The sequence below is a fragment of the Synechococcus lacustris Maggiore-St4-Slac genome (assembly GCF_024345595.1).
GTDB lineage: Bacteria > Cyanobacteriota > Cyanobacteriia > PCC-6307 > Cyanobiaceae > Synechococcus_D > Synechococcus_D lacustris.
The window spans coordinates 1-13,746 of sequence record NZ_JAGQBK010000013.1 but is presented as its reverse complement, the minus strand read 5'-3'; the positions used below and the strand labels follow the sequence as shown (position 1 = coordinate 13,746).

The following is a 13,746-nucleotide window of genomic DNA, read 5'->3' as shown; positions in this document are numbered from 1 at the left end:
TCCTTTGGCTCACCTAGCCCTCACCCCTGCCTTGCAGCAGCAGCTGCAGCAATGGCTAAATGAAGATCTGGGCCGTGGTGATCTCACAGCTGCAGCCTTGGCTAGTAGCAACGGTGAGGCCCGCTGGCTCGCCAAACAGGCAGGTGTATTTTGCGGCGGTCAGTTGGCCAAAACACTATTTCAAATGCTTGATCCCCAGGCAAAGGTGGAATTGCTGGTAAGTGATGGAGAAAAGATTGCTGCTGGCCAGTGTTTGATTGCCCTTGGGGGCAAGGCCAGCGCCTTGGTGGGGGCAGAACGCACTGCCCTAAACCTGGCGATGCACCTTTCCGGCATTGCCACCGCCACAGCTGCACTGGTGGAGCAACTAGTTGGCACAGGGGTACGCCTTGCCGATACCCGTAAAACCACCCCAGGGTTGAGGGTGTTTGAGAAATATGCAGTGCGTTGTGGTGGTGGCACCAACCACAGGCTTGGCCTTGATGATGCCGCCATGCTTAAGGAAAATCATCTCGCTTGGGGTGGCGGCATAAACCAAGCGGTGGCGGCCGTTAGAAACTCAGCTCCATGGCCCGCCAGGGTGATTGTGGAAGCTGAAACAGCCGCGGAAGCAAACGCTGCTGTGCAAGCTGGCGCCGATGCAGTTTTATTGGATGAATTCAAGCTTGATGAGCTGCAGCAATTGGTGCCGCAACTAAGGGCCCTGGCTGCAGCCAGGGGAGTGCCCATATGGCTTGAGGCAAGCGGAGTAAACCCAAACCATTTGAAGGGCTATGCCAACACCGGCATTGATCTGATCTCCACCAGTGCTGCCATCACCCGCAGCCCCTGGCTAGACATAAGCATGCGTTTTAGTGCCAATGCTGCAAATTGCCCATAGCCTTCAGCAACAACTCAAGGCTGCAATTGCACGGGCATTCCCCCAAGCTGCTGCCGATGGAGAAGAACTTGATCCCGCCCTTGGCCCCGCCAGCAAACAGGAATTTGGTGATTTTCAAGCCAATGGCGCCCTGGGCCTAGCCAAGCGTTTGGGCAAACCACCGCGCTTAATCGCCGAGGCCATCGCCGCTCAACTACAGCTTGATGACACTTTTAAGCAGCTCTGCGAACCAGTTCAAATAGCAGGACCTGGTTTTTTAAATCTCACGCTTAAAGCTGAAGTATTGGCAGCTGAGCTCCATGGCCGCCTGGAAGATCCTCGCCTTGGCGTTGAAAAAATTATAAACGATATAAACAATTCGGCAACAATTATTGTTGATTTTTCAAGCCCCAATATCGCCAAGGAAATGCATGTGGGTCACCTGCGTTCCACGATCATTGGTGATTGCATAGCGCGGGTGCTGGAATTTCGCGGCTATCGAGTATTACGGTTGAATCATGTGGGGGATTGGGGTACACAATTCGGCATGTTAATCAGCCAGCTTAAGCAGGTTGCCCCAGAGGCCCTCAACACTGCTGATGCCATTGATTTAGGCGATCTAGTTACATTTTATCGGGAGGCAAAACAAAGGTTTGATAACGATTCTGAATTTCAAACAATCTCGAGGGAGGAGGTTGTTAAATTACAAGCTGGAGATCCAGTATCCCTAAAGGCATGGGGTTTGTTATGCGAGCAATCACGCAAAGAGTTCCAGAAAATATATGATACTTTAGATATTAACCTGCAAGAGCGCGGTGAATCATTCTACAACCCTAAATTACAGGATGTTGTAGATGATTTAAATAGGCAAGGCCTGCTCGTAACCGATGATGGCGCCCGCTGTGTATTTCTCGAGGGGATGCTGGGTAAGGAGGGAAAACCACTGCCATTAATCGTGCAAAAAAGCGACGGTGGTTTTAACTACGCCACCACTGATCTAGCTGCAATTCGTTATCGATTAGGGGCAGATGGTGATGCAGCAACACGAGTTATTTATGTTACAGACGCGGGGCAAGCAAATCACTTTAGCGCCGTTTTTCAGGTGGCAAAAAGGGCTGGCTGGATTCCTGCTGAGGTAACAGTTGAACACGTACCGTTTGGCTTGGTGCAGGGTGTTGATGGCAAAAAACTAAAAACCAGATCTGGCGACACCATCCGCCTAAAAGATTTATTAGAGGAGGCTATTGAACATTGTGGCACAAACCTACGCAACCGATTAAAGGAAGAAGATCGCAATGAATCAGAAGATTTCATTCAACATGTAGCCACAACTGTGGGCATTGCAGCTGTTAAATATGCCGACTTAAGTACAAACAGAATCACCAATTATCAATTTAGTTTTGAACGCATGTTAGCCCTCAATGGAAATACCGCTCCCTATCTACTATACGCTGCCGTGCGAATCAAAGGGATCGCCCGCAAAGGGGGAAGCCTCGATGGCGCAACGCCGGATAAACTAATTTTCACAGAGCCACAAGAGTGGGCGTTAGCCAGACAATTATTTCAATTGGATGTGATCATAAGCGACGTTGAAACCGAACTACTACCAAACCGTTTATGCAATTATCTTTTTGAATTAAGCCAAAGTTTTAACCGTTTTTATGATCAAGTTCCAGTGTTAAAAGCAGAGGAGCCCGCCAGAAGTTCTCGGCTTGCACTTTGCAATCTCTGCGCCAATACCCTAGAGCTAGGCCTACAACTACTTGGCATCCAAACCCTGGAGCGAATGTAGCCTTTTATATCAAAAGCAGAAAACTCCCATAGATAGTTTAAACGCGATGGATGCCTTGGATGGCCGGCTTTGGTGAGGGGTCCAAAATGCAACCAACCAACTTGTTTTCCAGCAACCCTTTGCAGCATTTCAATCAATGTTAATCCAAAAAATTGCCTTGCTAAAATTCCTTCCCCCCAGGCCAACCACACCGCTGGAGATGGGCTAGAGATTAAAAAACTTACAATCAAATCCAGATTAGAGTTGAATGTTTTGGCTTGATACCTATGGGGCAAATCATTAATCTGAGTTGAGCGTATTGAGCAAAGATTTAACATCAAATATCCATCAAACCCAGCATTATTTGCAACCTTTTCAACCCTCTTAATCGTGGGGTCTGCCTCTGCATTAGTGGCGGTGCTGGGATTCAAACCAATAACAAACAACATTCTTTTACCACTTTTGCCCAGGGCTAAACGCCTTTTATTATTGCAATCATTTACGTATATGTTGTGCTGATTCATATCCTCAATGGCTTAGCTTGTTAAAAGTGAGGATAAGTTCGTTTTGGCCAAGGCGCCCGAGCCACCAGCGGCCCGTCCGGAGGTGGAAAACCTGCAGAGCTACAGCGCACCACTCGAGGGAAGGCGCGGGCTATTGCGGCTTGATTTCAATGAAAACACCCTGGGGCCAAGCCCCAAAGTGGTGGAGGCGATCAGAGCAATCCCCGCCGATCACTACGCCATTTATCCGGAATACAACGGCTTAAAAGAAGCATTTGCCAACTCCCTTGGCGGCCTGGCCGTGAACCAAATCGGTTTATTTAATGGTGTTGATGCTGCCCTCCATGCCCTTTGCCAGGCCTACGGCCAAAGGGGCGACTGCATGCTCACCACAAATCCAAGCTTTGGCTACTACAAACCCTGCGCTGAAATGCAGGGTATGGAGATTGAAGCTATCCCCTATGAAGCAACTGATTTTAGTTTTCCACTAAATCAAATTAAATCTGCTCTTGCAGGCAAGAATCCACGCTTATTTTTTCTATGCAATCCCAATAATCCCACCGGCACTTGCTTATCAGCTGAAACCATCCTTTCCCTAGCCGCTGAAGCGCCCAACTGCCTTGTGGTGGTGGATGAACTCTATGAAGCCTTCAGCGGCAACAGCGTGGTGCCTTTGCTGTTGCAAAAAGCTCAGGGAAATAATCCCTTTGAGCACTACCCCAATTTGGTGGTGTTGCGTTCCCTCTCTAAAACCGCTGGTATCGCTGGGTTGCGCATGGGATTTGCCATTGCTGCAGCCGCGGTAATTGATCGTGTTAACCGAGTTACTGGCCCTTACGACATCAACAGCTTTGCCGTTACCGCCGCTTTTGCTGCCCTAGCCGATCAGGCCTACACAAACGCCTATGTGGCGGAAGTGCTTTTGGCAAAGGCCTGGCTCGTGCAGCAGCTAACTGCAGCAGCGGTTCGGCACCATGCCGGCGGTGGCAACTATCTGCTGATCTGGCCAAAAGTGGGAGTTGAAGCCATGGATAGGGGCCTTAGGCAGCGGCGTATTCTCTGCCGCAGCATGGCGGGGAAAGCCTTGATTGATGGCTCCCTAAGGGTAAGTATTGGCACCCGGGAGCAAATGCAACTTTTCTGGCGTGCCTTTGCTGCCATTGAAGGGCTGCAAGGATCCACCACCTAAACCCATAAATATTGCCAACAGGCCCAGTTGTAGGGCAAGGCAACAACCAACTGCCCGGCGTTGCTCCCAGAACAGCCTTGCCATCACCCCATTTGCGAAGGGCGCCTATTTTCAGGGCATCAACTCAATTTTGGTTGTATCGCCGAGGGGTGGTGTGAGGGTGAGCACACCACCGGGCTTATTAACGGCTACGCCCTTCAAGGCTTCCAGGAAAGGTTTGCTGTCGCCTTGATCGCAATTCAGGGGTGCTTTAGAGCTGCGCAGATATTGCACTGGAATAACCCTTCTGGGGTTTAGTTCACGCACTACCGCCGCCGCTTCTGCACCGGTATAAACCTTGGCTCCACCGCCGATGCCAATAATCAACACATCAGGGCGACCCAACAGCACTTTGTCTTCTGGTTTGAGCGTTGCTGCCGTACCGCCAAGGTGGGCGAATTCCAGGCCCCCCTGGCGCCAACGCCAAATCACACCGTTACCAAAACGACGGCCACCCACCCGATCATGGGGAGCAGCAAAACCCTCAAAGCGAATGCCAGCAACTTTGTAGGAACCGGGTGTTGCTAGAAAACGACCACCCCCAACTTTTGCCCCCTCATCCCGCAAAAGGCTGCTAGCCAAAGTGACATTCGCTGATACCGCCGGCATTGCTAGCCCCGCAGCACAGCCCACCGATTGATAGGGATTAAGCAGCACTGAACTGCCACCGCCTTGAATTAAAAGGGCGCTGTGGCCATAGCTGGTGATAGTTACACCACCGCCTGCACCACCCGCCGGTAACGCCAGGCCAAGGGCGGCGGCACCAAATAAAGCACCGAGCACTGGGCGAAACATGGCGATAAACAATTTGAGTTGGAACTTAGCAGTGTTCAACCAATTGGTTCAGGCAGAGGCGCTGGATAGGAAATTGGCCAAAAGTTGATGGCCCGCTTCTGTGAGCACGCTTTCAGGGTGAAATTGCACCCCCTGCAGAAGTGGATAGCTGCGGTGGCGCAGGCCCATCACCATGCCGTCTGCCTCGAGCCATGCTGTTACCTCTAAACAAGCAGGCAAGCTCTCGCGCTCGGCAATTAAGGAGTGGTAGCGCGTAGCGGTGAGGGGATTTGGCAAGCCGGCAAATACGCCTTGGCCGCCGTGGCGCACTGCTGAGGTTTTGCCATGCATCAATTGCGGTGCCCGCACCACTCGGCCACCAAATACCTGGGCGATGGCCTGATGCCCCAGGCATACGCCTAAAAGCGGAATTCTTGGCCCCAACTTTTCGATCACCTGGGGGCATATCCCCGATTGGGCTGGGGTTCCGGGGCCAGGTGAAATCAAAATCGCCGCTGGATTTAAAGCTTCAATTTGAGCTAAATCCAAGGAATCATTGCGTTCCACTCGCACGGATGCTGCGATCGGATATTGAACGGCTAATTCACCTAAATATTGCACCAAATTAAAGGTGAAACTGTCGTAGTTGTCGATCACCAGCAACATCAGAGGCCAATCCTGGTTATTAGTGGTGGCAACAGTAAAAGCACAGCAATTAATAAAGAAGCGATGGCTGCCACCAACACAGCAGCCGCTGCGCAGTCTTTTGCAATCCGGGCCAAGGGGTGATAGCGGCGGCCAACGGCTAAATCCACCACTGCCTCCATGGCGGTATTAAGCAACTCCAGCACTAAAACCGCAGTTACGGTAAGCACAAGCACCGCAAGGCGATCTAGGGAAAGCTGGAGCCACAGCGCTAGGCCAAAAACGAAAACACCCGTAACCACATGGATGCGGAAATTGCGCTGGGTGAGCAGCGAATATCCCAAACCCTGGGCGGCATAGCGAAAGCTAGCCGGCAGATCGCGGGCCACCTGCCAAGCCCCAACCCTTAATCGACGCAGGCGGCGGTTAGCCGACAAATCGATGGGGTTTGGGTCTGTGGCTTCTAACTCTGAGGTCAAAGGTTGGGCCATTATCCGGCCAGGTTACCGCCGATTTGAGCTGGGAACAGTTCGATCAATTGCTCCTGACGCAACAGCATTGCCGCCAGTTGCTCTTCATCGGGGTGGTCCCAACCCAATAGATGCAATAGGCCATGGCTTGCCAGGAAACAAAGTTCATGGCTGAGGCCATGGCCGTGGCTGAGGGCCTGGCGGCTGGCGGTTTCAAGCGAAATAACAATGTCGCCGAGCTCCAGCGGCACCCCAGGCAACGGCAATTGCTCCCCCGTTGGGAACGCCAACACATCTGTGGGCTCTGGTTTATGGCGCCAACTGCCATTCAAAGCAGCAATTTCCTGATCAGCGCAGAGCTGCAAGCCCATGCTGTAAGCACTGGCCTGGAGTTGGCCCGGCAATTCCCCTTGCAGGTGGCCAAGCCATTGGCCCAACAGCAGCAGCCATGCGTTTTCGCCTAGGGGATCGGCCAATGGCAAATCAGGGGCGCCATAGGCCAAATCCAGCTCTGGAACTGCCATCACCCCGGCACTGCAGGACGAGCAAACCAGGCGAGCAAAAGCAATAAACCAGTTAAACCAATTGCCGTAAGGCCGAAGTGAAACAAGCTTTGCCGCCCCTTACGCACCATATTGCGCATTGCCAACTTCACAAAACTGGGGGGGGATTCACTCATGGGTTTTCCTCAGCAACTGTTTCCACACCTTGGCGCAAAAGCGACTGGATGAAGGGGTCGAGATCGCCATTCATCACCCCTTGCACATCGGTGGTTTCCTCCGCCGTGCGCAAATCTTTCACCATTTGATAGGGATGAAATACGTAATTACGAATCTGATTACCCCAGGCCGCTTCAACAATGTCGCCGCGGATATCGGCAATCTGCGCTGCCCGTTGCTCTTGGGCGATCACCATCAACTTTGCCTTGAGCAAAGCCATGGCTTTTTCTTTGTTTTGCAGCTGGGAGCGCTCTTGGGTGCAGCGCACCGCCAGGCCGGTGGGCACATGCAAAATGCGCACAGCTGTTTCCACCTTGTTCACGTTTTGACCGCCGGCCCCACCGGATCGGGAGGTGGTGATCTCCAAATCCTTATCAGGAATATCTAATTCCACCTCGTGGTCCAACTTGGGCATCACCTCCACACCAGCAAAACTGGTTTGGCGTTTGTCGTTTGCATTAAAAGGCGATATGCGCACTAGGCGATGGGTACCTTTTTCATTGCGCAGATAGCCGTAGGCGTAGCGACCATCAATTTCAATTGTGCAGCTTTTAATTCCCGCTTCTTCCCCCTCTGAAATTTCATCAACACTCACCTTCATGCCATGGGCTTCACCCCAGCGGGTGTACATACGCATCAACATCAAGGCCCAATCTTGGGCGTCGGTGCCGCCGGCGCCGGCATTGATTGAAATCACAGCCCCCTCCTGGTCGTAGGTGCCGCTAAGCAGCCGCTCCAGCTCCCAACGATCCAGGGCTTGCTTGAGGCTCTGCAAGCCAGCATTGGCCTCCTCGAGCATTGCTGCATCGGGCTCAAGGTCGTAGAGCTCCAGGGTGGCAGCGGCATCGTTGATGCAATTGCGCCATTGCTGCAATTGCTGCAACTGGGCCTTCACATCATCCAATTGCCGCATTTGCCTGCGGGCATTTTGCTGATCGTTCCAAAAATCAGCCTGGGCAGCCAGCTGCTCCAAATCCCGCTGGCGCGCTTTTAAACCAGCAACGTCAAAGGCAGTCCTGGACATGGCCCAGGCGATCGGTGAGCTCAGATAAATCGCGCTTGAAATCAGTTAGGTCGAGCACCTGGGTGAAAAATTTCTAGATCGACCGTACTCAATGGTGGCCCTTATAGATTTGGACTTAACAGCAAATGCGATGCAATGGCAGCCAGCGTTGAGATCTACACCTGGAGGTCTTGCCCGTTTTGCATCAGGGCAAAACAGCTGTTAGATCGCAAAAAGGTGGCCTACACCGAACATGCCATCGATGGTGATGAAGCAGCCCGCACGGCCATGGCAGCTAAAAGTGGTGGCCGCCGCAGCGTTCCCCAAGTTTTTATTAACGCTAAACACGTGGGCGGTTGTGACGACCTCCACGCCCTAGAACGCTCTGGCCAGCTAGATGCACTGCTCACTTGAATAGGAGTTAAAGCCAGTGGCCCGTCAGTTATTTGTTGTTGATCCAGTTGAACGCCTGAGGCCTGAAAAAGACAGCAGCGTTGCCCTGATGCAGGCCGCCGAGCGGGCTGGCGAAGCTGTGTGGGTTTGCAGCAGCGCCGATCTTGCCTTTGCAAGCAACGCTCCCCAGGTGCAGGCGCGGCCGATCAAAACCGAACCATGGTTTGAACTGGGCCCCGCCGAATGGCAACCTCTTCGCCACTTCCCGCGGGTGTGGATGCGCAAAGATCCACCCGTTGATGAGGCCTATTTATACGCAACCCACCTGCTTGAACTAGCCGAACTAGAGGGGGTTCAAGTGCTGAATCGCGCCGCCAGCCTGCGGGCTTGGAACGAAAAACTTGGGGCCTTGCGCTTTCCCCACCTAATGGCTCCCACCATGGTGAGCAGCCAAGTGGAGCTGCTGGCAAGCTTTGCCACAACCCACGGGGAAGTGGTGCTCAAACCCCTTGGCGGCAGGGCCGGCATCGGCGTAATCAGAGCTAATGGTGCCGCCCCTGGCCTTACTGCCCTCCTGGAGTTGGTTACCCAACAGCAACAGCTGCCGGTGATGATTCAGGCCTTCTTAGCGGCGGTAAGCGCCGGTGATAAGCGCATCATCCTGGTGGATGGCAAACCGCTTGGCGCCGTTAACCGCATCCCAAAAACAGGCGATTTTCGCAGCAATTTGGCCGTTGGCGGTGCACCCGAGGCCTGCGAATTAAATGAAAGGGAACAGGAAATTTGCGCTGAATTGGGCCCTGCCTTGCGGGAGGCTGGTTTGTTTTTTGTGGGTATCGATGTGATCGCTGGCCACCTAAGTGAAATCAACGTCACTAGCCCAACGGGCGTGCGGGAAGTGGAACGCCTTGGCGGCATCCCCCTTGGCGATCTCACCCAAGAGCTGCTGTTGAAACAGGATCGCCAGCCAGGCTGAGCTGCTGCTGCAACACCTGCAGCTTGAGGGCTACCTCTTGCAGTTCCCGCTCCGGCTCTGAACCCCGCACTAAACCAGCGCCTGCAGTTAATTCCAATTGCTCACCCCGCAGCACACCACTACGAATCGCCACCCTCAATTCCCCATCACCGGCACTATCCAGCCAACCGATCGGGGCGGCATAGGGACCACGCTCAAAAGGCTCCAGGCTGCGCAGCCATGCCATCGCTTCCCTTCGTGGCAAACCAGCCACCGCAGGGGTTGGATGCAATGCTTCCGCCAGCGTTAGCAGTTGTTGCCCCGCAAGGGAAGCGCTGATTGGAGTGTGCAAATGCCGCAGGGTGCCATGGCGGGCCAAACGCGGTTGGCGCAAACACACCGGCTTTAAGCCCTGTTGTTGCAATACCGAGCGGATTGCCCCCACCACCAATTCATGTTCATGGCGATCTTTGCTGGATTGCAGCAGCGCCTGCGCTGGTTCACCAAGGGCTGCTGTTCCAGCCAGGGCATCACAGCGCAACTGGCCATTGCGCACCGCCAACAGGCGCTCCGGTGAGGCCCCCACCAAAACACTGCCATCGGCCTCACCCCATAAAAAACGACAACTGCCCGCTTGGCATTTACGTAAACCCGCCAACAGCATTTGGGGATTTAAGGGGCTATCCAACTGAAGCTGTTGGCGCACCGCCAACACCAACTTGCGCAATTCACCCCGCTCCACCAAAGCGAGGGCCTGATCCATGGCACCGCGGTAGGCCTGCTGCCATGGCGAACGACTCAATACCTGGGGAATAACAGCAGGGGGCTGCGGCCATTTAGCCCTCTCCAGGTGCTGGGCCATTTCCCACAACTCCTCCGCCACAAACCTGGGGGTTATCTCAGCGCCAAGGGGCCTTTGCAAACGCAACCAAGCCCGATGGCCTTGGCGACTCAATTGCCAACGGGGCAGCACTGCCCGCACCCCAGGCAACATCAGCGGGCTGCTTTGCAGGGGCGCATCAAAAAAGGAAAAGGCCAGTAGCACCCTTGGCCTAGCCATAGCTGGGCCCTTAATTGCATCAGCACCAAGCCGGGAAAGGCTCAGCTGGCAAAAGCGTTGGGCTAATTCAAATCGCCTTGAACCACTCAACTCAAGGTGTTGGGCAATGCCTGAGGCGGCAAAGCAAAAACCCGGTGCCCCATCCCAGAGCATTCGGAATTGATCGCCGCCGGGTAATTGCGCCAGGGCCGCCAGGGGATCTATCGGTGCCAGGGGCAGGGCCAAACTGAGCACACCACCGTCATCCAAGCCAACTGCTTGCTTGCTGGCCTGGGCCAGCAGATCAATGAAAGTGGAATTCAGCAACGCTGCCGTTCCCCGTACTGCTCAAATGTATGGGTCTAAAGCTAACTATTGCCCTGGCGCCCCATGGCTGAGCCCAAGGTCGTTGTAAGCCGTTACGCCCTCTGGAAGGCGGCGATCAAATGGCCCATGTATTCCGTTGCCGTGATGCCTGCCCTATTGGCGGCAGGAGCCCTGCTGGGCCAAGAGTTGCAGCCCCGCTGGGGGCAACTTGGCTTTTTTCTTCTGGCTGCAGTGCTGCTATTGGGCTGGGAAAACCTGAGCAACGATGTGTTCGATGCCGATACCGGTGTTGATAGCAAAGGCAAACCCCATTCGCTTGTGAATCTCACCGGCCGCAGGGATCGCATTGCCATAGCTGCCAATGGTTGCCTGCTGCTGGGCTTGGGCCTAATGGCTTTGGTGGCAAGTAGCAGTGCAGGGGCAGTGCTCCCTCTGGTGTTTGCCTGTTGTGGGATTGGTTATTTGTATCAAGGGCCCCCTTTTCGGCTCAGCTATCGGGGCCTGGGCGAACCGCTTTGTTGGGTGGCTTTTGGTCCATTGGCTAGCGCCGCCGCCCTATTAGCCCTGGCGCCCACAAATTTTTTTGCCGCCAACACAATTCCATGGGGGATGGCCCTTGAGCTGGGGGCGGGTTCTGCAGTAGCAACAAGCCTGGTGTTGTTTTGCTCCCATTTCCATCAGGTGGAGGAAGACGCCAAAAACGGCAAATATTCACCGGTGGTGCGGCTTGGCAGCGCTAAGGCAGCAGCTTTAGTGCCCTGGTTTGTGGCCGCTTGTTTTGGCCTGCAGTGGTTACCGGTACTAACAGGTAGCTGGCCGCCAAGCGCCCTACTCGGGGTGATTGGCCTTCCGGCAGCCCTGCAATTAATTCGGCTGCTAAAGCGCAACCATGGCGATCACTCAAAAATCATGGGCAGCAAATTTCTTGCCCTGCGCTTTCAGGCGCTCAATGGTTTGGGTTTAGCGCTGGGCTTAGCCCTGGGGCCCTTATTTTTAGGCCGTTGAGCAGTTCAAATTCCTTAATTTTGGAGTGGCGGCCCTTGCGCTACCGCTTAGCCCAGCCCCTTAAAAACGCCCATGGCACAACAATTGAAAAACGCGGTTGGTTGCTGAAATTAAGTAACCAGGCTGGAGATATTGGCTGGGGCGAAGTGTTGCCGCCGCTTGTTCAATGGCACAACTGCGCCGCAGCTATTGGGCGCTTAGGCCTTCAACTCGAATTGGAGCAATTGGAGCTGCAGTTGCCTTTGCTGCCTGGGGCGCTTGCTTTTGGTTTGGGTTTAGCGCTCGCCGAACTGCAGGGGCTCTGTGAAGGCTGGCTGGAGGCACCCCCTTCCGCCTGGTTGCTACCTGCTGGGGCAGCAGCAATCCCAGCTTTAGAAAATGCTTTAAATGCAGCATCCACGCCGATCACAGTGAAATGGAAAGTGGCCACGCAAGCAGAAGCAATAGAGAAGCAACTGTTGAAAGAATTGCTAGAGCTGCTGCCAACAACAGGCCGCTTCAGGCTGGATGCAAATGCTGGCTGGGATCAAAACAGCGCCGATCGCTGGGTGGAATATTTAGGCCATGAACCACGTTTGGAATGGCTAGAGCAACCGCTACCTCCAGGCGAGCATCAAGGCCTGCTGCGCTTGGCCCGGCTGTTACCAATCGCCCTGGATGAATCCTTACGCGATCCCGCCGGAATACCCCCCGGCTGGTGCGGCTGGCGAGTGCATAAACCAGCCCTAGAAGGTGATCCTCGCCCACTGCTGCAGGCGCTCACAGGTGGGGCCGCCAAAATAATGATCAGCACTGCCTTTGGCACTGGCATTAGCAATAGGTTTTTGGCACACCTAGCGGCATTGCAAATAAAGGGACCCACCCCCTGCGCCCCAGGGCTTGCCCCTGGTTGGGGGCCAGAAGGCTCATTGGCAAGTGCTAATCCTGAAAAGGTATGGGCGGCGGCGGGAGAAGCCTAAAGTTCAACAAGCTATGTGTAATTCAAAGAGGAGGTATAAATGGCTGGTAATTGGCAATTAATTACATCTAGCCAAGAGCGCAAAGCAGCAGAGCAAATACTTAAGAATTGCCAGCAATTACCAGATACTGAGGGGGTGGTAATTGGCAGCGGCGGCAGCGGCGGCCATAGGCGGTGGTGTTTACAACCATGGAGCAACTTAGAAGCTGCTGCTCTGAGCAGTGGAGCTTGGTTAGAAAGTATCGGGATTGAACTTGATCGGGTAGTTGTAGTTAATCCGCTTCCAAAACATCACATGGGCGGCTTAATGCCCGAAGTGAGGGCAACGCTTTGGAAGGTGCCTGTGCTTGATATCCCAACGGAGCAACTAAAAACACCAAGTGCATTATTAGAGCTGTTTAACGATCAGAAAGGTTTTAAAACCCGCAACTTAGTTATTTCAATGGTGCCCACCCAGCTCATACGTTTAATGGCAGATCCTGCTGGCTGCTGCTGGTTGCAACAATTCCGCCTCATCTGGCTGGGGGGCGCAAGGCTTAATGAAGCAACAGCAATTCAAGCTCGCAACCTGAAATTACAACTTGCCCCTTGCTATGGGGCCACTGAAACTGCAGGTATGGTTAGTGCATTAACTCCAGGGGATTTTTTAAGCGGAATAAACAACTGCGGCAGGGCTTTATCGGATGTGGAATTAAAAATCAATCCCAGCTCTAATGCAATCGAAGTGCGCAGTAAAAGATTGAGCAGTGGTTGGATTAATGGTGCAAAACTGCAGCAATTTACCAACAGCAATGGTTGGTGGTGCAGTGGAGATGCAGGCCAATTAACTATCACTGGCCTGGAGATAACAGGCCGCCTCGATTGGGCGATTAATAGTGGTGGTGCCACGGTATTTCCAGAGCAAGTAGAAGCGGCTTTATGCCACAGCAACGGGGTGGCAGCACTGTTATTAGTTGGCCTTCCAGATCCAGAATGGGGTGAGAAACTTGTGGCATTAGTGCGCATTAAACCTGGAGCAGATCAGCAGCTGGTGATCAAGGAGCTATGCATTGAGGCGAACAAATTACCGCCGGCAGAACGGCCAAAAAAATGGTTTT

Annotated in this window: 15 protein-coding genes and 1 pseudogene; 8 read left to right on the top strand and 8 right to left on the bottom strand. The window is 53.6% G+C overall.

Going from position 1 to position 13,746, the window contains the following annotated elements; genetic code table 11:
- Window positions 1-4: 4 nt before the first annotated feature.
- On the top strand, window positions 5-880 hold the full coding sequence (gene nadC / locus KBY68_RS09550) for a carboxylating nicotinate-nucleotide diphosphorylase (protein WP_255096951.1): 876 nt from the start codon (window positions 5-7) through the stop codon (window positions 878-880).
- The gene (gene argS, locus KBY68_RS09545; protein WP_255096990.1) at window positions 861-2,651 is read left to right on the top strand and encodes an arginine--tRNA ligase; all 1,791 of its coding nucleotides are present in this window, start codon (window positions 861-863) and stop codon (window positions 2,649-2,651) included. The genes nadC and argS overlap by 20 nt, the downstream gene beginning before the upstream one ends.
- A 59-nt stretch (window positions 2,652-2,710) precedes the next feature.
- Here argS and KBY68_RS12375 read toward each other — a convergent pair.
- Window positions 2,711-3,154: pseudogene (locus KBY68_RS12375) on the bottom strand (DUF1643 domain-containing protein); the annotation flags it as partial.
- Window positions 3,155-3,197: 43 nt separating this feature from the next.
- Between KBY68_RS12375 and KBY68_RS09540 the strand changes: the two are divergent.
- Window positions 3,198-4,322, top strand: coding sequence for a pyridoxal phosphate-dependent aminotransferase (locus KBY68_RS09540; RefSeq protein ID WP_255096950.1), 1,125 nt, complete (start codon window positions 3,198-3,200; stop codon window positions 4,320-4,322).
- Window positions 4,323-4,433: 111 nt separating this feature from the next.
- Here the strand turns inward: KBY68_RS09540 and KBY68_RS09535 are convergent, their stop codons facing one another.
- The 6 genes from KBY68_RS09535 to prfB all read right to left on the bottom strand — a co-directional run bounded on the left by KBY68_RS09535 (window position 4,434) and on the right by prfB (window position 8,051).
- Complete coding sequence (locus KBY68_RS09535) at window positions 4,434-5,156, bottom strand: MBL fold metallo-hydrolase (RefSeq protein WP_255096949.1); 723 nt, start codon at window positions 5,154-5,156, stop codon at window positions 4,434-4,436.
- A 48-nt stretch (window positions 5,157-5,204) separates the two neighbouring features.
- Complete coding sequence (locus tag KBY68_RS09530) at window positions 5,205-5,801, bottom strand: anthranilate synthase component II (RefSeq protein ID WP_106500623.1); 597 nt, start codon at window positions 5,799-5,801, stop codon at window positions 5,205-5,207.
- A complete protein-coding gene (locus KBY68_RS09525) occupies window positions 5,801-6,271 on the bottom strand; it encodes a diacylglycerol kinase family protein (protein WP_255096948.1) in 471 nt (156 codons plus the stop codon). Before KBY68_RS09525 ends, KBY68_RS09530 begins: the two co-directional genes overlap by 1 nt.
- Window positions 6,271-6,774, bottom strand: coding sequence for an rRNA maturation RNase YbeY (gene ybeY, locus KBY68_RS09520; protein ID WP_255096947.1), 504 nt, complete (start codon window positions 6,772-6,774; stop codon window positions 6,271-6,273). The genes KBY68_RS09525 and ybeY overlap by 1 nt, the downstream gene beginning before the upstream one ends.
- A complete protein-coding gene (locus KBY68_RS09515; protein WP_255096946.1) occupies window positions 6,774-6,929 on the bottom strand; it encodes a DUF3285 domain-containing protein in 156 nt (51 codons plus the stop codon). The genes ybeY and KBY68_RS09515 overlap by 1 nt, the downstream gene beginning before the upstream one ends.
- A protein-coding gene (gene prfB / locus KBY68_RS09510) for a peptide chain release factor 2 (protein WP_106500627.1) occupies window positions 6,926-8,051 on the bottom strand; the annotation gives its coding sequence in 2 pieces (ribosomal slippage) (window positions 6,926-7,975 and window positions 7,977-8,051; 1,125 coding nt in all). The genes KBY68_RS09515 and prfB overlap by 4 nt, the downstream gene beginning before the upstream one ends.
- A 77-nt stretch (window positions 8,052-8,128) precedes the next feature.
- On the opposite strand from prfB, the gene grxC reads away from it, so the two are divergent.
- The gene (gene grxC / locus KBY68_RS09505; protein ID WP_255096944.1) at window positions 8,129-8,386 is read left to right on the top strand and encodes a glutaredoxin 3; all 258 of its coding nucleotides are present in this window, start codon (window positions 8,129-8,131) and stop codon (window positions 8,384-8,386) included.
- A gap of 16 nt (window positions 8,387-8,402) precedes the next feature.
- Entirely contained in the window at window positions 8,403-9,341 is a 939-nt protein-coding gene (gshB, locus tag KBY68_RS09500; RefSeq protein ID WP_255096943.1) for a glutathione synthase, read from the top strand.
- On the opposite strand, the gene KBY68_RS09495 is transcribed toward gshB, so the two are convergent.
- On the bottom strand, window positions 9,298-10,686 hold the full coding sequence (locus tag KBY68_RS09495; RefSeq protein WP_255096941.1) for an isochorismate synthase: 1,389 nt from the start codon (window positions 10,684-10,686) through the stop codon (window positions 9,298-9,300). The two genes, gshB and KBY68_RS09495, sit on opposite strands and share 44 nt — an antisense overlap.
- Window positions 10,687-10,749: 63 nt before the next feature.
- Between KBY68_RS09495 and menA the strand changes: the two genes are divergently transcribed.
- From menA to KBY68_RS09480, 3 genes are all read left to right on the top strand, one after another.
- A complete protein-coding gene (menA, locus tag KBY68_RS09490; RefSeq protein WP_255096940.1) occupies window positions 10,750-11,691 on the top strand; it encodes a 2-carboxy-1,4-naphthoquinone phytyltransferase in 942 nt (313 codons plus the stop codon).
- Entirely contained in the window at window positions 11,688-12,650 is a 963-nt protein-coding gene (locus tag KBY68_RS09485; protein WP_255096938.1) for an enolase C-terminal domain-like protein, read from the top strand. The genes menA and KBY68_RS09485 overlap by 4 nt, the downstream gene beginning before the upstream one ends.
- A 39-nt stretch (window positions 12,651-12,689) precedes the next feature.
- A partial coding sequence (locus tag KBY68_RS09480) for an AMP-binding protein (protein WP_255096937.1) occupies window positions 12,690-13,746 on the top strand: 1,057 nt, incomplete at its 3' end.

Coding starts and splice junctions, on each gene's coding strand:
- argS (WP_255096990.1), top strand. CDS start 861: ATGCTGCAAATTGCCCATAGCCTTCAGCAACAACTCAAGGCTGCAATT.
- KBY68_RS09535 (WP_255096949.1), bottom strand. CDS start 5,156: ATGTTTCGCCCAGTGCTCGGTGCTTTATTTGGTGCCGCCGCCCTTGGC.
- KBY68_RS09530 (WP_106500623.1), bottom strand. CDS start 5,801: ATGTTGCTGGTGATCGACAACTACGACAGTTTCACCTTTAATTTGGTG.
- KBY68_RS09525 (WP_255096948.1), bottom strand. CDS start 6,271: ATGGCCCAACCTTTGACCTCAGAGTTAGAAGCCACAGACCCAAACCCC.
- ybeY (WP_255096947.1), bottom strand. CDS start 6,774: ATGGCAGTTCCAGAGCTGGATTTGGCCTATGGCGCCCCTGATTTGCCA.
- KBY68_RS09515 (WP_255096946.1), bottom strand. CDS start 6,929: ATGAGTGAATCCCCCCCCAGTTTTGTGAAGTTGGCAATGCGCAATATG.
- grxC (WP_255096944.1), top strand. CDS start 8,129: ATGGCAGCCAGCGTTGAGATCTACACCTGGAGGTCTTGCCCGTTTTGC.
- menA (WP_255096940.1), top strand. CDS start 10,750: ATGGCTGAGCCCAAGGTCGTTGTAAGCCGTTACGCCCTCTGGAAGGCG.